The sequence below is a fragment of the Microbacterium hominis NBRC 15708 genome (genome assembly GCF_001592125.1).
In the GTDB taxonomy this organism is placed as follows: domain Bacteria; phylum Actinomycetota; class Actinomycetes; order Actinomycetales; family Microbacteriaceae; genus Microbacterium; species Microbacterium hominis.
Map to the genome: position 1 here is coordinate 107,999 of NZ_BCWI01000008.1, position 22,559 is coordinate 130,557.

19 protein-coding genes are annotated in these 22,559 nt (G+C 71.8%); 17 read left to right on the plus strand and 2 right to left on the minus strand.

Annotated features, from left to right (window positions below; translation table 11 throughout):
• Nucleotides 1-94: 94 nt before the first annotated feature.
• From MHO01S_RS08425 to MHO01S_RS08475, 11 genes are all read left to right on the plus strand, one after another.
• Nucleotides 95-865: an ABC transporter ATP-binding protein gene (locus MHO01S_RS08425; RefSeq protein ID WP_060959514.1), complete on the plus strand. Its 771-nt coding sequence runs from the start codon at nt 95-97 to the stop codon at nt 863-865.
• Complete coding sequence (locus tag MHO01S_RS08430; protein WP_061782145.1) at nt 847-2,430, plus strand: hypothetical protein; 1,584 nt, start codon at nt 847-849, stop codon at nt 2,428-2,430. Before MHO01S_RS08425 ends, MHO01S_RS08430 begins: the two co-directional genes overlap by 19 nt.
• Entirely contained in the window at nt 2,427-3,410 is a 984-nt protein-coding gene (locus MHO01S_RS08435) for an NAD-dependent epimerase/dehydratase family protein (protein WP_061782146.1), read from the plus strand. Before MHO01S_RS08430 ends, MHO01S_RS08435 begins: the two co-directional genes overlap by 4 nt.
• Nucleotides 3,411-3,627: 217 nt before the next feature.
• Nucleotides 3,628-4,683 carry an N-acetyl-gamma-glutamyl-phosphate reductase gene (gene argC, locus MHO01S_RS08440; protein WP_060959517.1) on the plus strand — a complete coding sequence of 352 codons (1,056 nt, stop codon included), beginning with the start codon at nt 3,628-3,630 and terminating at the stop codon, nt 4,681-4,683.
• Nucleotides 4,680-5,837 (plus strand): bifunctional glutamate N-acetyltransferase/amino-acid acetyltransferase ArgJ, encoded by a 1,158-nt coding sequence (gene argJ / locus MHO01S_RS08445; RefSeq protein WP_060959518.1) that lies wholly within the window; start codon nt 4,680-4,682, stop codon nt 5,835-5,837. Before argC ends, argJ begins: the two co-directional genes overlap by 4 nt.
• A complete protein-coding gene (argB, locus tag MHO01S_RS08450; protein WP_061782147.1) occupies nt 5,834-6,736 on the plus strand; it encodes an acetylglutamate kinase in 903 nt (300 codons plus the stop codon). The genes argJ and argB overlap by 4 nt, the downstream gene beginning before the upstream one ends.
• A 5-nt stretch (nt 6,737-6,741) precedes the next feature.
• Nucleotides 6,742-8,025 (plus strand): acetylornithine transaminase, encoded by a 1,284-nt coding sequence (locus tag MHO01S_RS08455; protein WP_157553765.1) that lies wholly within the window; start codon nt 6,742-6,744, stop codon nt 8,023-8,025.
• Nucleotides 8,022-8,945, plus strand: coding sequence for an ornithine carbamoyltransferase (gene argF, locus MHO01S_RS08460; RefSeq protein WP_060959520.1), 924 nt, complete (start codon nt 8,022-8,024; stop codon nt 8,943-8,945). The genes MHO01S_RS08455 and argF overlap by 4 nt, the downstream gene beginning before the upstream one ends.
• Before the next feature lie 28 nt (nt 8,946-8,973).
• Nucleotides 8,974-10,065 carry a DUF418 domain-containing protein gene (locus MHO01S_RS08465; RefSeq protein ID WP_060959521.1) on the plus strand — a complete coding sequence of 364 codons (1,092 nt, stop codon included), beginning with the start codon at nt 8,974-8,976 and terminating at the stop codon, nt 10,063-10,065.
• A 523-nt stretch (nt 10,066-10,588) separates the two neighbouring features.
• On the plus strand, nt 10,589-12,025 hold the full coding sequence (gene argH, locus MHO01S_RS08470) for an argininosuccinate lyase (protein ID WP_061782148.1): 1,437 nt from the start codon (nt 10,589-10,591) through the stop codon (nt 12,023-12,025).
• Between the two features lie 46 nt (nt 12,026-12,071).
• On the plus strand, nt 12,072-12,722 hold the full coding sequence (locus MHO01S_RS08475; protein ID WP_060959523.1) for a SatD family protein: 651 nt from the start codon (nt 12,072-12,074) through the stop codon (nt 12,720-12,722).
• A 1-nt stretch (nt 12,723) separates the two neighbouring features.
• On the opposite strand, the gene MHO01S_RS08480 is transcribed toward MHO01S_RS08475, so the two are convergent.
• On the minus strand, nt 12,724-13,317 hold the full coding sequence (locus tag MHO01S_RS08480; protein WP_060959524.1) for a hypothetical protein: 594 nt from the start codon (nt 13,315-13,317) through the stop codon (nt 12,724-12,726).
• Nucleotides 13,318-13,400: 83 nt separating this feature from the next.
• Here MHO01S_RS08480 and tyrS point away from each other — a divergent pair, with 83 nt between their 5' ends.
• From tyrS to MHO01S_RS08510, 6 genes are all read left to right on the plus strand, one after another.
• Nucleotides 13,401-14,732 carry a tyrosine--tRNA ligase gene (gene tyrS / locus MHO01S_RS08485; RefSeq protein WP_060959525.1) on the plus strand — a complete coding sequence of 444 codons (1,332 nt, stop codon included), beginning with the start codon at nt 13,401-13,403 and terminating at the stop codon, nt 14,730-14,732.
• Between the two features lie 30 nt (nt 14,733-14,762).
• Nucleotides 14,763-15,533: a DUF4184 family protein gene (locus tag MHO01S_RS08490; protein ID WP_061782149.1), complete on the plus strand. Its 771-nt coding sequence runs from the start codon at nt 14,763-14,765 to the stop codon at nt 15,531-15,533.
• A gap of 24 nt (nt 15,534-15,557) precedes the next feature.
• Nucleotides 15,558-16,625, plus strand: a complete 1,068-nt coding sequence (locus tag MHO01S_RS08495; protein WP_060959527.1) for a LacI family DNA-binding transcriptional regulator — start codon at nt 15,558-15,560, stop codon at nt 16,623-16,625.
• Nucleotides 16,626-16,757: 132 nt separating this feature from the next.
• Nucleotides 16,758-18,305, plus strand: a complete 1,548-nt coding sequence (gene mmsA / locus MHO01S_RS08500) for a multiple monosaccharide ABC transporter ATP-binding protein (protein WP_061782150.1) — start codon at nt 16,758-16,760, stop codon at nt 18,303-18,305.
• Complete coding sequence (gene mmsB, locus MHO01S_RS08505) at nt 18,302-19,645, plus strand: multiple monosaccharide ABC transporter permease (RefSeq protein WP_060959529.1); 1,344 nt, start codon at nt 18,302-18,304, stop codon at nt 19,643-19,645. The genes mmsA and mmsB overlap by 4 nt, the downstream gene beginning before the upstream one ends.
• A gap of 47 nt (nt 19,646-19,692) precedes the next feature.
• Nucleotides 19,693-20,814 (plus strand): substrate-binding domain-containing protein, encoded by a 1,122-nt coding sequence (locus tag MHO01S_RS08510; protein WP_061782151.1) that lies wholly within the window; start codon nt 19,693-19,695, stop codon nt 20,812-20,814.
• 54 nt (nt 20,815-20,868) lie between these two features.
• Here the strand turns inward: MHO01S_RS08510 and MHO01S_RS08515 are convergent, their stop codons facing one another.
• Nucleotides 20,869-22,161: a CoA transferase gene (locus MHO01S_RS08515; RefSeq protein ID WP_061782152.1), complete on the minus strand. Its 1,293-nt coding sequence runs from the start codon at nt 22,159-22,161 to the stop codon at nt 20,869-20,871.
• Nucleotides 22,162-22,559: the final 398 nt, after the last annotated feature.

A 22,559-nucleotide genomic window follows, 5' to 3' on the forward strand; every position in this document is an offset into this window, starting at 1 on the left:
GCCATCGTGCCGGCGCGCTCCGACACCGGCGGATGCCGCGGCGTCGGCGACGGGGCTGTGACCGCGCGCGCCGGTCGGGCTAGGCTCGGTGGGGATGACTGACACCCAGCTGGTCCCCGCCCTGCAGCTCGCGGGCCTCGTCAAGCGCTTCGGCGACAAGACCGCGGTCGCCGGTGTCGACCTCCTCGTCCCGCCGGGCTCGTTCTACGGACTCGTCGGTCCCAACGGCGCCGGGAAGACGACGACCCTGTCGATGGCGACGGGACTGCTGCGCCCCGATGCCGGGACGGCGTGGGTGCACGGCGTCGATGTGTGGGCCGATCCGGTGCGCGCCAAGGCGATGATCGGGAACCTCGCCGACGGCGTGCGTCTGTTCGACCGCCTGACGGGGGAGCAGCTGCTCACGTACACCGCGATGATGTTCTCGGTGCCCCGGGAGCAGATCGCCGGGCGCGTGTCCGACCTGATCGCGCTCATGGATCTCGGTGAGGCCGCCGGCACGATCGTCGCCGACTACTCGGCCGGCATGACCAAGAAGGTGGCGCTGGCCTGCGCGCTCGTGCACGCCCCGCGCCTGCTCGTGCTGGACGAGCCGTTCGAGTCGGTCGACCCGGTGTCGGCCGCCAACATCGAGGACGTCCTGCGCTCGTACACGTCCTCGGGCGGCACGATCATCGTCTCGAGCCACTCGATGGACCTCGTGCAGCGCATGTGCGACCACGTCGCGATCATCGCGACCGGGCGCGTCCTCGCCGCCGGCACGGTCGACGAGGTGCGCGCGGGCGAGAGCCTGCAGGACCGCTTCCTGTCGCTGGTCGGCGGCCGCCACACCTCGGAGGGCCCGCAGTGGTTGCGACAGTCCTGAGGCTGCGCTACCGCATCCTCGGCAACACGCTCGCCCGCCGGCCGTGGCAGCTCGTCGGCTTCTGCTTCGGCATCCTCTGGGCGCTCGGCATCCTGGGGTCGGTGATCACGGGCCTCGTCGCGATCGCGGTCTTCCAGAGCCTCGACGTCGCCCGCGCGGTGGCCGTGACCGGCGGCTCCGCGCTGCTGTTGGGCTGGGTGCTCGGCCCGGTGCTGGTCACCGGCATGGACACGACGGTGGATGCCGACAAGCTCGCCCCCTTCCCGCTCACCACCCGCCAGGTCATGCTCGCCCTCGCGGCCACCGGGCTCACCGGCATCCCGGGCATCGCGACCTCCATCGCCGCGCTCGCGACGGTCGCGCTCTGGGTGCGCTGGCCCGTCGCGGCCCTCGTCGCGGTGCCGTGCCTCGCGCTCGCCGTGCTGACGTGCGTCGTGGCCTCGCGCCTCGTCTCCGCGCTGTCGACCGGGCTCGGCGGCAACCGGCGCGGCCGCGAGCTCGTCGGCACCGTCGTGCTGGTGCTGCTGATCATGTCCGGGCCGATCATCACGGGGACGCTGGCGCTGCTGGGCTCGGCGCGCGACCTCGGCGAGCAGGTATGGCAGATCGCCGGCGTGCTCTCGTGGACCCCGATCGGGGCCACCTGGGCGGTCCCCGGCGACGTGGCGGCCGGTGCGTGGGGGAGCGCGGCGCTGAAGCTGCTGATCGCCCTCGCGACGCTCGGAGTGCTCTGGATGCTGTGGGCGCGTGCGCTGCACGGCGCGACGACGGCGCCGCGACAGCGCGCCGCCAAGGTCGCCCGCTCCGGTGCTCTGGGCCTGTTCGGTCGGATGCCGACCGGTGGCGTCGGCGCGACCTGGGCCCGCTCCCTCACGGCGTGGCTGCGCGATCCCCGCTACCTGCGGCAGCTGCTGGTGGTGCCGCTGTTCCCGCTGCTGTTCGCCTTCACCGGCGGCATCGACGGCTTCATGTTCTCGTCGTCGGCGATCCTCGTCGCCTTCGTGCTCTGCCTCGCCGGGTACACCGACGTGTCCTACGACGGCACCGCGTTCGCCTCGGTGCTCGCGACCGGCATCCGCGGCCGCGACGACCGGCTCGGCCGGGCGCTCGGTGCGGCGAGCATCGGCATCCCGCTGGTGGTCCTCGTCGCGGTCGTCACCACCGCGGTCGGCGGTCGCTCGGCGGAGCTCCCCGCGATCCTCGGCGCCGCGCTCGGGCTGCTCCTCGGCGGGTACGGCGTCAGCGCGGTCTCGTCGGCGCTGATCGTCAGCCCCGTCGCCGCGCCCGGAGACAGCCCCTTCAAGAGCGTGCCGGGGCAGACCTTCCTCACGGGCCTGCTCGTCTTCGTCGTGATGGGGGCGTGCCTCGTGCTCGGTGCCCCGGCGATCGCGTTCGCCATCGCGGGCCTCGTCACGGGTGCACCGCTGTGGGGCTGGGTGGCGCTCGCCGTCGGCATCGGCGTCGGTGGGGGAGCGGCGGCGCTGGGCGTGTGGCTCGGCGGCCGCGCGCTCGATCGCAGCGGACCGGATCTGCTGCAGCGCATCAAGGCGTTCCCGACGACATGACCGAGATCCTCGTCCTCGGCGGCACCGGGTGGCTGTCGGGCCGGATCGCTCGGCGGTGGCGGGATGCCGGCGCCGCCGTGACCTGTCTCGCGCGCGGAGGCCGCCCCGTGCCGGACGGCACGCGGCTGGTCGTCGGCGACCGCGACTCCGCCTCCGCCTACGAGGGCCTCGCGGACCGCGAGTGGGACGAGGTCGTCGACATCTCCTCCACCGCCGCCCACGTGCGCGCGGCCGTCGACGCCCTGGGCGGTCGCGCCCGGCACTGGACCTACGTGTCGAGCGTGTCGGCGTACGCGGACGACGACGTGGTGGGCGCCGACGAGACCGCGCCGCTGGCGCCGCCCGCCGGACCGGGCGAGGAAGGCGACTACCGGCGGGAGAAGTCGGCCGCCGAGGCCGCGGTCCGCGCCGCGTGCGGTCACCGCGCCGCCGTGGTACGCCCCGGGCTCATCGTCGGACCGGGCGATCCGACCGACCGCTTCGGCTACTGGGTCGCGCGATTCGCGGCCGCGGGAGCCGAGCCGGTGCTCGTGCCCGACGTGCCGGCGGCCCCGGTGCAGGTGATCGACGTCGACGACCTCGCGAGCTTCGTCGTCGCCCTGGGCGGTGCGCGGTTCACGGGCGCCGTCAACGCCGTCGGCGACGCCCTGCCGCTGGACACAGTGCTGGCGGCCGCCCGCGCGACGGCGGGACACACGGGGGAGGTGGTCGCGGCATCCCCCGACTGGCTGGTCGCCCAGGGGGTGGCCCACTGGGCGGGGGAGCGCTCGCTGCCGCTGTGGCTGCCGGAGGGCATGCCCGGGTTCGCGACGCGATCGAACGCGGTCTTCCGTCTGCTCGGCGGGCGGCTCACGCCGCTCGGCGCGACGCTGGAGCGTGTGCTCGCCGACGAGCGCGCCCGCGGACTCGATCGCCCGCGCCGGGCCGGCCTCACCCGCGCCGACGAGCGCGCGCTGCTCGCCGCCCGCGCGGGCGGCTGAGGCCGATTTGCGACGCACCCCGTCCGCGCGATACGGTCGCCGCATGCATCCGGCCGCTCCTCTCACCGTCACCACGGTGCGACGCGCGCGCCGACGCCAGGCCGGCCGCCGACTCTAGGCGACCCCGCGAGCTCCCTGTCGCCGTGACGGGTCGAGCCGCCGGTGTCGCCGTTTCGAGCCCACCGTCTGCAGACCACAGTCACAATAAGGTTGAACAATGACCCTTTCGGTCGCCGTCTCCGGCGCTTCCGGCTATGCGGGCGGCGAGATCCTGCGCCTGCTCGCCGCTCATCCCGACATCCGCATCACGACCGTCACCGCGCACAGCAACGCGGGCGACGCGCTCGTCCAGCACCAGCCGCACCTGCGCTCCCTCGCGCACCTGACGCTCCAGCCGACCACGCCCGACGTGCTCGCCGGCCATGACGTCGTCTTCCTCGCGCTCCCGCACGGCCAGTCCGGCCAGTACACCGACGCGCTCGCCGACACGCCCCTCGTGATCGATGCCGGCGCGGACCACCGGTTGACCTCCCCGGCGGCCTGGGACGCGTTCTACGGCGGCGCCTTCCACGAGCCGTGGACCTACGGCGTGCCCGAGCTCCTCGTCGGGGCGGGCGGCGCCAAGCAGCGCGACGCTCTCGTCGGCGCCTCGCGCATCGCGGCCCCCGGCTGCAACGCCTCGACCGTCGCCCTCAGCCTCGCCCCCGGTGTCGCCGCGGGCGTCATCGACCCGTCGGACATCGTCAGCGTCCTCGCCGTCGGCCCGTCCGGGGCCGGCAAGAGCCTGAAGACCACCCTGCTCGCGTCCGAGATCCTCGGCTCCGCCAACCCGTATGCCGTCGGCGGCACGCACCGCCACATCCCGGAGATCCAGCAGGCGCTCGCCGCTGCGGCGCCCGCCGCCGCCGACGTGCGCATCTCATTCACGCCGGTGCTGGTGCCGATGGCCCGCGGCATCCTGGCGACCTCCACGGCGCCGATCGTCGACGGGGCGACGGATGCCGAGATCCGCGCCGCGTGGGAGGACGCCTACGGGTCGGAGACGTTCGTGCAGCTCCTTCCCGAGGGACAGTTCCCCCGGACGGCGGACGTCCTCGGCGCCAACACGGCGCTCGTCGGACTCGCGATCGACCGCCCCGCCGGCCGCGTCGTCGTCGTGACAGCGGTCGACAACCTCGTCAAGGGCACCGCGGGTGCCGCCATCCAGTCGATGAACATCGCCCTCGGCCTTCCCGAGGCCACGGGCCTGACCGTGAACGGAGTGGCACCGTGAGCGTCACCGCCCCCGCAGGATTCGCCGCCGCCGGCGTCGTCGCCGGCCTCAAATCGACCGGCAAGCCCGACGTCGCCGTCGTCGTCAACCGCGGCCCGCTCAAGGTCGGTGCCGCCGTGTTCACCAGCAACCGCGCCAAGGCGAACCCGATCCTGTGGTCGCAGCAGGCCATCCAGGACGCGACGGTCGAGGCCGTCGTGCTGAACTCCGGCGGTGCCAACTGCTTCACCGGCGCGTTCGGCTTCCAGACGACGCACCAGACGGCCGAGAAGGCCGCAGAGCTGCTGGACGTGAGCCCCGGCGATGTGCTCGTCTGCTCCACCGGGCTGATCGGCACCGGCGACGAGGTCTTCCGCGCGAAGGTGCTCGCCGGCACCGAGGCGGCGATCGCGGCGCTGTCGGACGACGGCGGCGACGACGCGGCGCGCGCGATCATGACCACCGACACCGTGCCCAAGACCAGCGTGTTCGAGGGGGAGGGGTGGAGCATCGGCGCGATGGCGAAGGGCGCGGGCATGCTCGCCCCGGGCCTGGCGACGATGCTCGTCGTCCTCACGACCGATGCGGTGCTCGCCGCCGGCGACGCCGACGCGCACCTGCGTGCGGCGACGCGCGTGAGCTTCGACCGGCTCGACTCGGACGGCTGCATGTCCACCAACGACCAGGTCACCCTCCTGGCCAGCGGCGCCAGCGGCGTGACGCCCGATGCCGCCGCCTTCCGCGCGGCGCTCATCGAGGTCTGCACGAGCCTCGCGGTCCAGCTGCAGGCGGACGCCGAGGGCGCGAGCCACGACATCACGATCCGGGTCGTGGGCGCGGCATCCGAGGACGACGCCGTCGAGGTCGGTCGCTCGGTCGCCCGCAACAACCTCTTCAAGGCCGCGATCTTCGGAAACGACCCCAACTGGGGCCGGGTCCTCGCCGCGATCGGCACGACGCAGGCGGCCTTCGACCCCTACCTGGTCGACGTGAGCTTCAACGGCGTGCGGCTGTGCAGCGCGGGTGCCCCCGACCGCCCGCGTGAGGAGGTCGACCTCACCCCGCGCGCGACGGACGTGCTCATCGACCTCAAAGCGGGAGAGGCTGCGGCGACCATCTTCACCAACGACCTGACGCACGACTACGTCCACGAGAACAGCGCGTACAGCTCATGACCGAGAAGATCCAGCACACGACGCCCGAGGAGGCCGCCGAGAAGGCCGCCGTCCTCATCGAGTCGCTGCCCTGGCTGCAGCGCTTCCGCGACCAGATCATCGTCATCAAGTACGGCGGCAACGCCATGGTCTCCGAGGAGTTGCAGGACGCGTTCGCGCAGGACATCGCGTATCTCCGTTTCGTGGGCGTCAAGCCCGTCGTCGTGCACGGCGGCGGTCCGCAGATCTCGCAGATGCTCGACCGCCTCGCGATCCCGAGCGAGTTCAAGGGCGGGTACCGGGTCACCTCCACCGAGGCGATGAGCGTCGTGCGGATGGTGCTCACCGGGCAGGTGAACCCCCAGCTGGTGGCGCGCATCAACGCCTACGGTCCGTTCGCGGCGGGGCTCTCGGGCGAGGATGCCGGACTGTTCCACGGCCGCCGCCGCGGTGTCGTGATCGACGGCACCGAGCACGACCTCGGTGCGGTCGGCGACGTCGTGCGCGTCGACCCGCAGCCGGTGCTCGACCAGCTCGCCGCCGGCCGCATCCCCGTGGTGTCCTCGATCGCGCCGGATCTCGACCACCCCGGACAGTCGCTCAACGTCAACGCGGATGCCGCGGCCGCCGCCCTCGCCGTCGCGCTCGGCGCCGCGAAACTGGTCGTGCTGACCGACGTGGCGGGACTCTACGCCGACTGGCCGAATCGCGACTCGCTCGTCTCGCATCTGACGGCCGACGAGTTGCGCGCGATGCTGCCGCGCCTGGAGTCGGGGATGATCCCGAAGATGCAGGCGTGCCTCGACGCGGTCGACGGCGGCGTCGACACGGCGGCGATCATCGACGGACGCCAGCCCCATTCGGTGCTGGTGGAGATCTTCACGGAACAGGGAATCGGAACAGAGGTGGTGGCGCAGTGAGCGGCGTGCAGGAGCAGACGACGGCAGCGACGATGTGGCAGGAGGACGCCGGGCGCGATCTCGTCCGCAACGCTGGCGACCGGATGGCCCTCTTCGTCCGCGGTGAGGGCTCGTCGCTGTGGGACGCCGACGGCCGCCGCTACCTCGACTTCCTCGGCGGCATCGCCGTGACCTCGCTCGGTCACGCCCACCCCGTCTTCGTGGATGCCGTCGCGCGCCAGGCCGCGACCCTCTCGCACGTGTCGAACTTCTTCGCGACGCCGCCGCAGCTGGCGCTCGCCGCCGAGCTCAAGCGCCTCACCGGCGCGGGCGACGCCGGACGCGTCTACTTCGCCAACTCCGGAGCCGAGGCGAACGAGGCGGCCTTCAAGCTCGCGCGCCTCCACGGAGCGGCGGGCGGGGCGGCGGACGGTGCGCGCGCGCCGCGCCCCCGCATCCTCGCGCTGAAGGACGCCTTCCACGGCCGCACGATGGGCACCCTCGCCCTCACCGGCAAGCCCTACATGCAGGCGCCGTTCCTGCCGATGGTCCCCGGCGTCGAGTTCCTCGACTCCGCGGTGGAGGCCCTCGAGGCCGCGATGGGCGACGACGTCGCCGCGCTGTTCGTCGAGCCCATCAAGGGCGAGGCCGGGGTCGTCCCGCTGCCGGAGGGCTACCTCGCGGCGGCGCGGGAGATCACGGCGCGACACGGTGCGCTGCTGATCATCGACGAGATCCAGACCGGTGCCGGACGCACCGGAGCCTGGTTCGCGTTCCAGCACGAGGGGATCGTCCCCGACGCCATCACCGTCGCCAAGGGCATCGGCGGCGGCTTCCCGATCGGTGCGCTCATCACGTTCGGCGCGGCGAGCGACCTCTTCTACCCGGGCACGCACGGCTCGACCTTCGGGGGTAATCCTCTCGCGACCGCGACGTCGCTCGCCGTGCTCGGCGAGATCGAGCGTGCGGGCCTGGTCGAGAACGCGGCCGTCCGCGGCGTGCAGCTGCGCGCGGCGATCGAGTCCCTCGCCTCGCCGCTGATCGAGGGATGCCGCGGACGCGGACTGCTGCTGGGCGTGGCCCTGCGCCACCCCGTCGCCGGCGCCGTCGTCGCGGCCGCCCAGCAGCACGGGCTCATCGTCAACGCCGCCAACGACAGCACCGTGCGCATCGCGCCGGCTCTCACCATCGGCGACGTGGAGATCGACGAGTTCGTCGACCTCTTCGCGCGCGCCCTCAGCACCGTCGCCGACGCTCTCGTGCTCGACGACACCGAAACCCCCACCTCGACCCCGGAGGCCTCCGCATGACCCGCCATCTGCTCCGCGACGACGACCTCAGCCCGGCCGAGCAGGCCGAGATCCTCGACCTCGCGGTCTCGCTCAAGAAGGACCGTTGGAAGCTGAAGCCCCTCGAGGGGCCGCAGACCGTCGCGGTCATCTTCGACAAGAGCTCCACCCGCACGCGTGTCTCGTTTGCGGTCGGCATCGCCGACCTCGGCGGCTCGCCGCTGGTGATCTCGACGGCGAACAGCCAGCTCGGCGGCAAGGAGACCCCCTCCGACACCGCGCGCGTGCTGGAGCGGCAGGTCGCCGCGATCGTCTGGCGCACCTACGCGCAGGCGGGGCTCGAGGAGATGGCGCGCGGCACCACCGTGCCGGTCATCAACGCGCTCAGCGACGACTTCCACCCCTGTCAGCTGCTCGCCGACCTGCTGACGATCCGCGAGCACAAGGGCGAGCTGAAGGGGCTGACGCTCACGTTCTTCGGCGACGGCACCTCCAACATGGGCCACTCCTACGTGCTGGCGGGCGTGACGGCGGGGATGCACGTGCGCGTCGCCTCGCCCGCCGCCTACGCCCCGCGTGCCGATGTCGTCGCCGACGCCGAGCGCATCGCGGCGACCACCGGCGGCTCGGTCACCCTCTTCACCGACCCCGAGGCCGCGGCCGCGGGAGCGGACGTCGTCGTCACCGACACGTGGGTGTCGATGGGCAAGGAGGAGGAGAAGATCCAGCGCGTCCACGACCTCGGCGGCTACAAGGTGACGCAGCACACGATGTCGCTGGCCGATCCCGCGGCGATCTTCATCCACTGCCTGCCCGCCGATCGCGGCTACGAGGTGGATGCCGACGTGATCGACGGCCCGCAGAGCGTCGTCTGGGACGAGGCCGAGAACCGCCTGCACGCCCAGAAGGCGCTGCTGGTCTGGCTGCTGCGTCAGCAGTGACCGCGGCGCGCGGCGAAGACCCGAGACGATGACGACCGCCCCCGCGCACCGGGACCGCCGCCTGGGCGGGTCCGGGCGCCTGGCGGGAGTCGATCTCGCGCGCGGCCTGGCGGTGCTCGGCATGTTCGCCGCCCATCTGCTGGTCATCGACGCGTTCGACCCGTGGCAGCCGTCGACGTGGGTCGATGTCGTCAACGGGCGCTCGTCGATCCTGTTCGCGACCGTGGCGGGCATCTCGATCGCCTTGATGACGGCGACCCCGGGCACGGCCGGCACGCGTCCGGCATCCGGTGCCGTGCTCTCGGTGGCACGGCGCCGCCTCGCGGTGCGCGCCGCGATCATCTGGGCCATCGGCATGCTCCTGAACGCGACCGGGGTCCCCGTCTACGTGATCCTGCAGGCCTACGGCATCCTGTTCCTGCTGGCGCTGCCGCTGGTGGGTCTGTCGGCGCGGACGCTGTGGACGATCGCGGCCGCGATCGCGCTGGTCGCGCCGTGGCTGCTGCCGGTGCTCGACGGCGCGCTGGCCGCGGCCGGTCCGGTCGGCGGCGACCTCGTGCTGCTGCTCGGCTGGCACTACCCGTTCCCGCTCTGGGCCGCGTTCATGATCGCGGGCATCGCGGCGGCGCGGTCCGACCTGCGCGCGACCCGCACGGTCGTGGCCCTCGTCGCGGTCGGGGTCGGCTGCGCGGTCGCGGCGGGCGCGGCATCCGCCGTGGCGTCGTTCCCGCCCGATTCGTACCTCGGGCTCGTGCTCTCCGACGCGGCGCACTCCGGAGGGCTCCTCGAAGCCGTCGGGTCGGGCGGCTTCGCGCTCGCCGTGATCGGGCTCTGCCTGCTCGTCTGCCGTCTGCCGGTCGCGTCGTCCGTTCTGCTGCCGATCCGTGCGATCGGCTCGATGCCCCTGACGGCATACGTGGGGCAGATCCTCGTTTGGGCGGCGTGGGCATCCCTCGCGCTCGGCGATGTCGGGGACCTCTCGGGTTTCCGTGCCCTCCAGCCGTTCTGGCCGTTCGTCGTCGTCACTGTCGTGTTCTGCACCGCGTGGGCGCTGCTGCTCGGCCGCGGCCCGCTGGAGCGTGCCCTCGCGCTGGCGACGCGTCTCGCGGTCCCCGCCTGAGCGTTCATCCGTCCCCTCACGTCGCTTCGGATGCCGCGACACGACCACTCGGGACGGACGAACCCGCTCCGCGACGCAGGGCGTCGCGGATGCGCGCGTACGCAGGATCTTCCGCCGCATCCGGCTGCTCTCGTGCGCCGTCGGCGACGCATCGTCGGCGTCGCGATCCTCCGCGGAGCGGCGCATCCGCACGCCGCGGAACGGAGCGTCCAGATCCCGTGCGCGCAGGCGCCGCACCGTGACCCCGGCATCCCGGGCGGCGCGCACCGCGAAGGCGTCCGGCAGGGTCTGCGGCAACGGCGACGGCTCGCGGCTCATGCCTGCGAGCGTGCCCGCCCACCCCACCCGCGCCCTCCCTCCCCGCCCCCCTCCGTGGACGCCCTCCGCCGCACGCGCGCGGGGGAGGAGGCGGCGCCGCTCGCTCATCCGTCCCGTGTGGTCGTCTCGGATGCCGCGACGCGACCACACGGGACGGATGAAGGGGTGCGGCGGGCGGCGACGCGGCGCTCGGTAGGCTGGTGCGGTGAGCGAAACGACACCGCACGGCACGAACGACGGCGCCCTCTGGGGGGCGCGCTTCGCCTCCGGACCCTCGCCGGAGCTGGCGGCGCTCAGCCGCTCGACCCACTTCGACTGGGTGCTCGCGCCCTACGACCTCGCCGGCTCGCACGCGCACGCCGCTGCGCTCGCCGCGGCGGGCTACCTGACGGGCGACGAGGAGGCCCGCATGCACGCCGGTCTCGACGCCCTCGCCGCCGCCGTGCAGGACGGCACCCTGGTCGCGCAGCCCGGCGACGAGGACGTCCACGGCGCCCTCGAGGCCGCGCTCATCGCGGAGATCGGCCCCGCGCTCGGCGGCAAGCTGCGCGCCGGTCGCAGCCGCAACGACCAGATCGCGACGCTGGTGCGGCTCTATCTGCTCGACCACGCGCGCGTCATCGCCCGCGATCTGCTGCGCGTGATCGACGCGATCGTCGCGCAGGCGGACGCGCACCCCGACGCGATCATGCCCGGTCGCACGCACCTGCAGCACGCGCAGCCGATCCTGCTGGCGCACCACCTGCAGGCCCACGGCTGGCCGCTCGTGCGCGACCTCGAGCGCCTGCGCGACTGGTCGGCGCGTGCCGCCGTCTCGCCCTACGGCGGGGGAGCGCTCGCCGGCGCGACGCTCGGTCTCGACCCGCAGCTGGTGGCCGATCGGCTGGGGCTCGACCGGCCCGCCGAGAACTCCCTCGACGGCACGAGCGCGCGCGACGTCGTCGCCGAGTTCGCCTTCATCGCCGCGATGATCGCGGTCGACATCTCGCGTTTCGCCGAGGACGTCATCATCTGGAACACCCGCGAGTTCGGTTTCGTCACCCTCGACGACGGCTACTCCACGGGCTCGAGCATCATGCCGCAGAAGAAGAACCCCGACATCGCCGAGCTCGCGCGCGGCAAAGCGGGCCGGCTCATCGGCAACCTGTCCGGACTGCTCGCGACGCTGAAGGCGCTGCCGCTGGCCTACAACCGCGATCTGCAGGAGGACAAGGAGCCCGTCTTCGATTCGGTGCTCACGCTGGAGACCGTGCTCCCCGCCTTCGCCGGGATGATCGCCACGCTGCGCTTCGACACGGAGCGGATGGCGGCGCTCGCGCCGACCGGCTTCTCCCTCGCCACGGATGTCGCGGAGTGGCTCGTGAAGCAGGGCGTGCCGTTCCGCGACGCCCACGAGATCTCCGGCGCCCTCGTGCGGGCGTGCGAAGACCGGGGCATCGGCCTCGAGGATGCCGACGACGCGCTCCTCGCCGAGGTGTCGCCGCAGCTGACACCGGCGGTGCGGCAGGTGCTCTCGATCGAAGGGTCGGTCTCCAGCCGGACGGGGGCCGGCGGCACCGCCGGCGTGCGGGTGGCGGAGCAGCGCGCCGAGCTCGTGGCGCGGGCGCAGAGCGCGGCGCATACGCTGATCGATCCGAAATAACAGCCAGAGCCTGATAATTCAGGAATATCAGCTATAAGCTGGTCTTATGAGCGTCGCCGTCATCGCCGACATCGTCGGATCGCGCACCCTCCCCGACCGGGCGGGTGCGCAACGCGCGCTCGAAGACGCCGTGGCGCGGGTCGAGGAGGATCTCCCGCTCGCCGAGCGTGCCCTGCGTCCCACGGTCGGCGACGAGCTGCAGGGCGTCTATCCGTCGTTGGAGGCCGCGATGGCCGCCCTGCTCATGCTCCGGCTGGCACTGCCGGACGGCATCGACTGCCGGTTCGGCATCGGCGTCGGCGCGCTCGGCGAGGTCCCCTCCCGCGTCGGCGCGCTCGCCGAAGGCCCCGGCTGGTGGGCGGCGCGGGAGGCGATCGACGTCATCCACGCCAAGCAGGCGCGGACGATCCCCGGCGCGCGCACGTGGATCGCCGCCGCCGCGGATGCCGCCGACCCCGGCATCCGGGTCGCGAACGCCTACCTCCTGGCCCGCGATCGCATCGTCAGCGAGATGACCGCGCGCGCCCGGCGCCTGACGTACGGCCGGCTGCGCGGAGCGACGCAGGCCGAGCTCGCATCGACCGAGGGGATCACCCAGTCGGCCGTCTCGCAGGCCCTCGGCTCCGCCGGCGCCGCGGCGCTGATCGAGGGGTTCCGCCAGCTGATCGAGGCCGCGGACGTCGAACCGGGCAGCTGAGTCACCAGATCGCGAGCCACACGACGCCGGCCACGGCGCACGCCCAGAGCAGGCTCGCCAGCGTGCCGACGATGAACCGCTCGCGCGCGGCGGGGGTCGCGAGCTCCGTGAAGCGGCCGACGCCCTTCACCGCGACGACCACCGCGACCGCGCCGGGAAAGCCCGCCACGATCCCGAGGGCGGTGCACGCCCGCTCGAGGTAGCCGATCGTCGTGCCGCCGCGGAGGATCTCCTCCTCGCGCGGAGGGCCGCCCGCGCTCTCGGCCATCATCTCGACGAGGATGCCGCCGCGCGGTCCCACCGAGGTGCGTCCGCCGTCCGCGATCCCCAGCACCCAGCGGGTGAACGGGTCGCCGCCGACCACCGCGAGCGCGACGCCGGGAAGGGCCAGCAGCACGCCGAAGACGACCGGGACCGTGAACGGGAGGATGCTGAGGACGACCAGGGCCACCGCCACGATCGCCGCCGCGGCCGCCAGCATCGCGCCGCGTGGGCGGCGGAGGGAGAGCGTGACGAGCACGAGGGCGGCGCAGAGTGCGGCGAAGACGGCGATCACGACGATCGTCGTGACGATCGCGTCGGTCTGCGGGTCCATGCCCGTCAGTCTCGCACGCGCCTCCGACCCGGCGACGTCGGCGGGCCCGGGCCCCGGCATCCGGCGCTGATAGCCTGGGTCGCGTGTCTGAAACCGCCTTCGTGAGTGCCTCCGCGCCCGCGCGCGCACTGGCCCCCGCCAACGACCCGTCGTTCGAGAACGTCTGGGACGAGATCGTCTGGCGCGGACTCGTGCACGTGTCCACCGACCAGACCGCTCTGCGCGATCTGCTGGGCGGCGAGCCGATCACGTATTACTGCGGTTTCGACCCGACGGCGCCCAGCCTGCACCTCGGCAACCTCGTGCAGCTGCTGCTCATGCGCCGTCTGCAGCTCGCCGGGCACCGCCCCCTGGGCCTCGTCGGAGGCTCGACCGGACTGATCGGCGACCCGCGCCCGACCGCCGAGCGCACCCTCAACACCAAGGACACGGTCGCCGAGTGGGTCGCCGCGCTGCGCGCGCAGGTCGAGCGGTTCCTCAGCTTCGAGGGCGACAACGCCGCGCGCATGGTGAACAACCTCGACTGGACCGCGCCGATGAGCGCGATCGACTTCCTCCGCGAGATCGGCAAGCACTACCGCGTCGGCACGATGCTCAAGAAGGATGCCGTCGCGGCCCGCCTGAACTCCGAAGCCGGCATCAGCTACACCGAGTTCAGCTACCAGATCCTGCAGGGGATGGACTACCTCGAGCTGCACCGCCAGTACGGGTGCGTGCTGCAGACCGGCGGATCCGACCAGTGGGGCAACCTCACGAGCGGCGCCGACCTCATCCACCGCGTCGAGGGCACCTCCGTGCACGCGATCGGCACCCCGCTGATCACGAACAGCGACGGCACGAAGTTCGGCAAGAGCGAGGGCAACGCCATCTGGCTGGATGCCGCGATGTGCAGCCCGTACCGCATGTACCAGTTCTGGTTGAACACCGACGATGCGGATGTCGTCGAGCGCCTCAAGATCTTCACGTTCCTCACCCGCGCCGAGATCGAGCAGTACGCCGAGCTCGTCGCGGCGGAGCCGTTCCGTCGCGCTGCGCAGAAGCGTCTCGCCCTCGAGGTGACCACGACGGTGCACGGCCCGGAGGCCGCGGCCGCCGTGATCGCGGCATCCGAGGCGCTGTTCGGAGCGGGGGATCTGTCCGCGCTCGACGCGGCGACGCTGCGCACCGCGCTGGAGGAGCTGCCGCACGCCGCCATCGCCGCCGGGACGACGGTCGTGCAGGCGCTCGTGGAGACGGGCCTGTGCACGAGCCTCAGCGAGGCGCGCCGTTCCATCGCCCAGGGCGGGGTCAGCCTCGACGGGGTCAAGATCGACGACGAGTCCACGGCGATCACGGGCACGCTGCCGGGTGGAGTCGCGGTGCTGCGCCGCGGCAAGAAGACCCTCGCCGGGCTCTTCGTCGCGCCCGCGGTCTGATCCGGTTCGCCGCCGAACGCCGGGAGTCGCATGCCGTTCACCGTCTCGCACGCCGTGGTGGCGCTGCCGTTCGTGCGCACGCCGCTTCTGCCCGCGGCGATCGCGATCGGGGCGATGACGCCCGACCTCCCGCTGTTCGTCCGCGGGACGCCGGTGTCGTACCAGCTGACGCACACGAACCTCGCCGTGTCCACCCTCATCGCCGCCGGACTGACCGTGCTGTGGTACCTCCTGCTGCGTCCCGCCGTCCGGGCGCTGTCGCCGACCTGGCTCGCCGCGCGGCTGCCGGCGGAGTGGGACCGTGTCGGCATCCCCGCGTGGTGGAGACGCCGGCCCGCGTGGGTCTCGGCACTGCTGGCCGCGCTCTCGCTGCTGCTGGGCGTCGCCTCCCACATCGCGTGGGACGCGTTCACGCACGAGGGGCGATGGGGGACGGCCCTGTTCCCCGCCCTCGACGAGCGCTGGGGGCCTCTGCTCGGCCTCAAGTGGCTGCAGTACGGCTCGAGCGCGTTCGGTCTGATCGTGCTGGCCGTCGCCGCGTTCCTCTGGCTGCGCCGTCGTCCGCCGTCCACCCCGGCCACCGGCATCCCCGCGGCCGTCCGCTGGTCGTGGTGGCTGTCGCTGCCGCTCGTCCTGGTGTGCGCCTGGGCGATCGGCGTCGTCGTCCACGGTCCGTTCACGCCCGCGTGGACCGTGCAGCACCTGGCCTACCGGGTGCTGCCGCCGGCGTGCGCCGTATGGGGCGCCGCGACGCTCGTCCTGTGCATCGCCATCGCGGTGCGCCGGCGCCGTGCGGCGTGACGGCGAGCCCGCGACCGCGGTAATGTGAACGTGCACATCGAAGGCGAGGGCACCGTGTCGGCTGGCGAGGAGAAGGCGCGTAGCGCGAGCATCCGCGACGTCGCGCGTGCCGCCGACGTGTCGTACCAGACCGTCTCCAGAGTGCTCAACGGACACCCCTCGATCCGGCCGGAGACCAAGCAGCGCGTGCTCGACGCGATGGCCGATCTGAAGTACCGGCCCAACCAGGCCGCGCGCGCCCTCGTCACGAGCCGATCGCAGACGCTGGGCGTCGTGCTGGGCTCGCGCGGGGAGTACGGCCCCTCGTCGAGTCTCGCCGCGCTCGAGGATGCGGCCCGCGAACGTGGCTACTGGGTGAACTCCGCCTATCTGCGCGACACGCGTCCGGAGACCATCGCCGCCGCCGTCGAGCACCTGCGACGCCAGTCGGTCGAGGGCATCATCGTGCACGCGCCGCAAGTGCGGGTGTTCGACGTGCTCGCCGAGCTCGACGTGGACATCCCTTACCTCGGACTGCACAGCGCCGAGCGCGGGATCGCGGAGCTCGCCGACGACCAGGTGCGGGGGGCCCGCCTCGCGACCGAGCACCTCATCGGCCTCGGCCATGCCGAGATCGTGCATCTGGCCGGCCCTCAGGACTGGATCGAGGCGGAGAGCCGGATGCAGGGCTACCTGCACGCGCTCTCCGACGCCGATCTGCCGACGCGACCTCCCATCCTCGGCGACTGGACGGCGGACTTCGGATATCACGCCGCCGTGGAGCTGTCGCGGCGGCTCGACTTCACCGCCGTCTTCGCGGCGAACGACGCCATGGCGCTGGGCATGATCCACGGCTTCCGCGCCGTGGGCGTCGACGTTCCGCGTCAGGTGAGCGTCGTGGGCTTCGACGACATCCCGCTCGCCGCCCACGGGTGGCCGCCGCTCACGACGGTGCACCAGCAGTTCGCGGGGCTGGGGGAGCGCGCCATGATCGCGCTGCTGCGCGCGATCGGCGCGCCGGACGTCGCGGTGGATGCCGTTGACGGCATGAATCTGGAGCCGTCCCTCGTCGTCCGCGAGTCGTGCGCGGCGCCGATCTCCGCCCGAAGATGACGCTTCGATAACGGCGGATTCGGGCGATTGACAACGTCGCTCGGAGGGTGCACGATGTTCAAGCGATGTGAACGGTCACATTGACGCTCGATCAAAGAAGAACGACAACCGACGACGAGGAGGTCGCGCACGATGGCGGATGCAGTGCCGATCCTGGAGATGCGCTCCATCACGAAGGAGTTCCCGGGGGTGAAGGCCCTCAGCGACGTCTCGATCACGGTCGCGGCCGGCGAGGTCCACGCGATCTGCGGCGAGAACGGCGCGGGCAAGTCGACGCTCATGAAGGTGCTCTCGGGGGTCTACCCCTACGGCACCTACAGCGGCGACATCTGGTACCGCGGGGAGGTCGTGCAGTTCCGCGACATCCGTGCCAGCGAGAACGCCGGCATCGCGATCATCCATCAGGAGCTCGCGCTGATCCCCGAGCTGTCGATCACGGAGAACATCTTCCTGGGCAACGAGATCGGCCGCGGCGGCGTCATCGACTGGGCCCAGGCGCGGCTGCGCGCCGTGGACCTGCTCGCCCGCGTCGGCCTGCGCGACGACCCCGACACGCAGATCAAGCACCTCGGCGTCGGCAAGCAGCAGCTCGTCGAGATCGCGAAGGCCCTCGCCAAGGACGTCAAGCTCCTGATCCTGGACGAGCCGACGGCGGCCCTGAACGAGGACGACTCCCAGCACCTGCTGGATCTGATCCTCTCCCTCAAGGGGAAGGGCATCACCTCGATCATCATCAGCCACAAGCTCAACGAGATCGAGCAGATCGCCGACTCCATCACCATCATCCGCGATGGGCGCACCATCGAGACCCTGGACGTCGCCTCCGGCACCGTCGACGAGGACCGCATCATCCGCGGGATGGTGGGGCGCTCGCTGGAGAGCCGCTTCCCCGACCGCACGCCGCACATCGGCGAGGTGTTCTTCGAGGTGCGCGACTGGACGGTGCGCCACCCGCAGATCCCCGAGCGGCTGGTCGCCAAGCACTCGAACCTCCACGTCCGCCGCGGCGAGATCGTCGGCATCGCGGGCCTCATGGGCGCCGGCCGCACCGAGCTCGCGATGAGCCTGTTCGGCCGCTCGTACGGCGTGTACGAGTCGGGCCAGATCCTCATCGACGGCAAGGAGGTCGTGATCAAGGACGTGCAGTCCGCGATCGATCACGGCATGGCCTACGTGAGCGAGGACCGGAAGGTCCTCGGGCTGAACCTCCTCGACACGATCAAGCGCTCCATCGTCGCGGCGAAGCTGTCCAAGATCGCGCGCAACGGCGTCATCGACCCGTACGCCGAGAACGACATCGCAGACGACTACCGCAAGAAGCTCAGGATCAAGACCCCGAGCGTCGACGTCGGCGTCTCGAAGCTGTCAGGCGGCAACCAGCAGAAGGTCGTGCTGGCGAAGTGGATGTTCACCGACCCGGAGCTGCTCATCCTCGACGAGCCGACACGCGGCATCGACGTGGGGGCCAAGTACGAGATCTACACGATCGTCCAGCAGCTGGCCGCACAGGGCAAGGGCGTGATCCTCATCTCCAGCGAGCTGCCCGAGCTGCTCGGCATCTCCGACCGCATCTACACGATCTTCGAGGGCCAGATCACGGATGATCTGCCCGTCGCCGAAGCAACCCCCGAGAACCTCATGCGCAGCATGACCTCCGCACGACAGAAGGCACAACGATGAGCACCGAGACGGTACCCACCAAGAGCTCAGGCGGTTTCTCCGACCTGAAGAAGATGTTCGGGGGGAGCACGTCCTCCCTCCGACAGTTCGGCATCCTGGCGTCGCTGATCGCCATCATCCTGATCTTCCAGATCTGGACCGGCGGCACGACCCTCTCGCCGCAGAACCTCATCAACGTCGTCAGCCAGCAGTCCTACATCCTGATCCTCGCGATCGGCATGGTGATGGTCATCATCATGGGCCACATCGACCTGTCGGTCGGCTCGGTCGCCGCCTTCGTCGGGATCATCGTCGCCAAGTCGATGAACGAGTGGAACACCCCGTGGCCGCTCGCCATCGCGATCGGCCTCGTCGTCGGCGCGCTCGTCGGCGCCTGGCAGGGGTTCTGGGTGGCGTACGTGGGCGTGCCCGCCTTCATCGTGACCCTCGCCGGCATGCTCATCTTCCGCGGCGGCAACCAGTGGATCGGGCAGTCGACGACGACCCCCGTGCCGCCGGAGTACAGCTACATCGGCTCGGGCTACCTCCCGGAGCTGCCCATCGCGGTCGACTTCAACGTGCTCACGATGCTCCTGGGGCTCATCGGCGTGGCCTGGATCGTGTACAACGAGTGGCGCCTGCGCCGCCAGCAGGCCAAGATCGGCGCTGAGTCCGCCCCCGTGTGGGTGTCGGTGGTCAAGGTGGTCATCCTCTCCGCCGCGATCCTCTGGGCCGCGTGGCTGTTCGCGACCGGCCGCCCCGGCACGAGCTTCCCGATCTCGGGCGTCATCCTGCTGGTGCTCGTGGTCATCTACTCCTTCGTCACCAACCGCACCGTGTTCGGCCGCCACATCTACGCCGTCGGCGGCAACCGCCTCGCGGCCGCGCTGTCGGGCGTGAAGGACCGTCGCGTCGACTTCTTCGTGATGATGAACATGTCGGTGCTCGCGGCGATCGCCGGGATGATCTACGTCGGTCGCGCCACGGCATCCGGCCCTCAGGACGGCAACGGCTGGGAGCTGGACGCGATCGCGGCCGTCTTCATCGGCGGCGCCGCGGTGTCGGGCGGCATCGGCACGGTGATCGGCTCGATCATCGGCGGCCTGGTCATGGCCTTCCTCAACAACGGGCTCCAGCTCATCGGCGCCGGCGCCGACTCGGTGTCGATCACGAAGGGCCTCGTCCTTCTGCTCGCCGTCGCCGTCGACGTCATCAGCAAGCGTCGCGGCGGCCCGTCCATCATCGGTCTGCTCATGCGTCGTCGCGACCGGAGCACCGAGCTGATCACAGACGTCCCCGCCGTCATACCGACGTCGGGCACGAACGAGTCGAGCCAGCCGGCCGACCTCCCCAAGGTGTAGGTCCGGGACCGACTCGCCTCACCCTCACCAGAGAAAGTGATGAATCAATGAAGAGAATCGCTCTTGCGGCAGCCACGGTGGCCGCCGTCACGGCACTCGCGCTCACCGGCTGCTCGAGCTCCGGGCGCGGCGGCGACGCGACCGCATCGGCGGGCGCGGCGGCGGGCTTCGCCGCGGACGCCACGATCGGTATCGCCCTGCCCGACAAGACGTCGGAGAACTGGGTGCTCGCCGGCGGTCTGTTCGAGGACGGTCTGAAGGCGGCCGGCTTCAAGGCGGACGTGCAGTACGCCCCGGCATCCAACACGGTCGCCGAGCAGCAGAACCAGATCTCGGCCATGATCACCAACGGCGCCAAGGTCATCGTCATCGGCGCCAAGGACGGCAAGCAGCTCGGCACGCAGCTGCAGCAGGCGGCGGATGCCGGTGTCACGGTGATCGCCTACGACCGCCTCATCGAGAACACGCCGAACGTGAACTACTACGTCGCGTTCGACAACTTCAAGGTCGGCGAGCTGCAGGGCCAGGCCCTGCTCGACGGCCTCGAGAAGCGCTCGGGCCACGGTGCGCCGTGGAACGTGGAGCTGTTCTCCGGCTCGCCCGACGACGCCAACTCGGCGGTCTTCTTCAACGGCGCCATGAAGGTGCTCCAGCCGAAGATCGACGACGGCACCCTCAAGGTCGTGTCGGGTCAGACCGACATCCAGCAGACGGCCACGCAGGGCTGGAAGGCCGAGAACGCACAGAGCCGGATGGACTCGCTGCTCGCCGCCAACTACACGTCGGCGACGATCGACGGCGTCCTGTCGCCGAACGACACGCTGGCGCGCGCCATCATCACCTCGGTGAAGCAGGCCGGCAAGAACATCTCGCAGTTCACCGTGACCGGTCAGGACTCCGAGGCCGAGTCGGTCAAGTCGATCATGGCGGGCGAGCAGTACTCGACCATCAACAAGGACACCTCGCTGCTGGTCGCCCAGACCATCAAGATGATCCAGTCGCTCCAGAAGGGCGAGGCGCCAGAGGTCAACGACACCACCCAGTACGACAACGGTGTCAAGGTCGTCCCGGCGTACCTGCTGCCGCCTGTCATCGTCACCAAGGAGAACGCGGCCGAGGCCTACGCGAACAGCCCGAAGCTCCTCGAGATCGTCAAGGCCGCCCAGTAAGCGACCCTGCCTCTCACGACGGCCCTCGCTCTGCGGAGCGGGGGCCGTCGCCGTTCAGCGCGGCAGCCAGGCGGGAGCGTCGCCGCCCCATTCCCGCGGCGCGGCGAAGCGCAGGGGAGCGCCCGCGTAGGCGATCGCGGGAGCCGCCGTCACGACGCTCCGGCCGCGCACCGTGAAGCGCTGCAGATGGCGATCGGGGTCGGGGACGGGGGCCAGATCGTCCACCCCCGGTCGTGCGCGCGGCATCCCCAGGAGCTCGGCGGCGATGCGCCGCAGCGACGTCTCGACGAGCCAGCTCCCGCCCTCCGCGCGCCGGCGGCGCAGCGTCGCCATCGTGTGGGCGGCCAGCAGGTAGCCCGCGGTGTGATCCAGTGCCTGCGCCGGGAGGGCTCCGGGAACGTCGGCCGTCGTGGACTCGATCCACGAGATTCCCGATGCCGCCTGGACGAGACTGTCGAAACCCCGCCCTCCGCTCTCGCCCCAGGCGCTCAGCCGTACGACCACGACACCCGGCCGCAGTGCGGCCAGTGCGTCGGGCGACAGGTCCAGGCGCGTGAGCGCGGCCGGACGATAGCCCAGCACGATCGCGTCGGCATCCGCGGCGAGGCGCCGGAACACCGCGCGATCGGCGGGACGGTCCAGGTCGAGGAGGGTGCTCCTCTTGCCCTGGCCCGTATCGAGGTGCTGGGCGGCCGGCTCGGGCAGACGGGGGGAGTCGACGCGGAGGACGTCGGCGCCCAGGAGTGCCAGGGTGCGCGTCGCCACCGGGCCGGCGATGACGCGGGTCAGATCCAGCACGCGGATGCCGCGCAGCGGCGCATCGGCGGGCGACGCGCGCCCGGGGCGCGGGGCCGCCTCCCCGATGCGTGTCACCGACACCGCGGGGGAGGCGCGCAGGCGCTCGTCGGTGGCGTGCTGCGCCGGGACGACGGCGACGCACAACCCGCCCGCGGCCGTGATCGACGCCTCCGCGTGCGCCGTGGAGAGCGTCGCCAGCCGCTCCCGCACCCGCTCGGCATCATCCGCGGCGGCGGAGGCCTCGGCCGCGCCCGCCGCGTCGATCCCGAGGGCGGAGCGCAGCGCGCGGGCGTGGTGGGGATAGTTCGCGTGCGTGCGCACCCAGCCGTCCCGCGTGCGGAAGAAGCCCGATAGCGGGGCGAACGCGGTGATCGGTGCGTCGTCCAGACGCATCCACCGCTCGCTCGTGTACGCGACCGTCACGGCAGCCGGATCCGGGTCGACCGGCGCCGCGCCCGCCCATCTGGCGGCTTCGTCGCCCGCGGCGCGGACGGCCGCGCGGGCGAGGCGGCCGACGGGGAGACTCGCGTGGAGCGGACGGGTGTCCATGTGGGGAGCCTACGACCCGCGACGCCGCAGGACGGCGGCGCGGAGGGCGCGACACGCCCGAGATGCAGCCCAGATTTGCCCGATGTCGGCACGCCGCGTAAGTTATTACTTGTTCGCCCCACAGGGAAGAGCGAAGGGCCGGAAGGCCTCGCCCCCTCAAGCGGAGAACCACCCCCATCCCAAACCTCTCGGTAGAGAGAACAGGACTTCTGGTCTAGGATGGGAATCCTCCCTCCTCGAGATCGTCGCAGACGGATCGTGGGAGTGAGTGCGGCAGACGCGAGAGCGACTCTGCCGCCGCAGCGAGTCCTGCGTGGACCCTCCTTCGGGATGTGTCCGTGCCGAGCTCGTCGCACACGTGACGTTGCCCCGTGAAGAGAGCCGAGAGGCTGGAACAC

What these genes read in the sequence shown, in the direction of transcription:
- MHO01S_RS08465 (WP_060959521.1), top strand. Translation starts at nt 8,974, where the DNA reads ATGACGACCGCCCCCGCGCACCGGGACCGCCGCCTGGGCGGGTCCGGG.
- mmsA (WP_061782150.1), top strand. Translation starts at nt 16,758, where the DNA reads ATGGCGGATGCAGTGCCGATCCTGGAGATGCGCTCCATCACGAAGGAG.
- MHO01S_RS08490 (WP_061782149.1), top strand. Translation starts at nt 14,763, where the DNA reads ATGCCGTTCACCGTCTCGCACGCCGTGGTGGCGCTGCCGTTCGTGCGC.
- argC (WP_060959517.1), top strand. Translation starts at nt 3,628, where the DNA reads ATGACCCTTTCGGTCGCCGTCTCCGGCGCTTCCGGCTATGCGGGCGGC.
- MHO01S_RS08425 (WP_060959514.1), top strand. Translation starts at nt 95, where the DNA reads ATGACTGACACCCAGCTGGTCCCCGCCCTGCAGCTCGCGGGCCTCGTC.
- argF (WP_060959520.1), top strand. Translation starts at nt 8,022, where the DNA reads ATGACCCGCCATCTGCTCCGCGACGACGACCTCAGCCCGGCCGAGCAG.
- MHO01S_RS08435 (WP_061782146.1), top strand. Translation starts at nt 2,427, where the DNA reads ATGACCGAGATCCTCGTCCTCGGCGGCACCGGGTGGCTGTCGGGCCGG.
- MHO01S_RS08510 (WP_061782151.1), top strand. Translation starts at nt 19,693, where the DNA reads ATGAAGAGAATCGCTCTTGCGGCAGCCACGGTGGCCGCCGTCACGGCA.
- mmsB (WP_060959529.1), top strand. Translation starts at nt 18,302, where the DNA reads ATGAGCACCGAGACGGTACCCACCAAGAGCTCAGGCGGTTTCTCCGAC.
- MHO01S_RS08515 (WP_061782152.1), bottom strand. Translation starts at nt 22,161, where the DNA reads ATGGACACCCGTCCGCTCCACGCGAGTCTCCCCGTCGGCCGCCTCGCC.
- MHO01S_RS08475 (WP_060959523.1), top strand. Translation starts at nt 12,072, where the DNA reads ATGAGCGTCGCCGTCATCGCCGACATCGTCGGATCGCGCACCCTCCCC.
- argB (WP_061782147.1), top strand. Translation starts at nt 5,834, where the DNA reads ATGACCGAGAAGATCCAGCACACGACGCCCGAGGAGGCCGCCGAGAAG.
- MHO01S_RS08480 (WP_060959524.1), bottom strand. Translation starts at nt 13,317, where the DNA reads ATGGACCCGCAGACCGACGCGATCGTCACGACGATCGTCGTGATCGCC.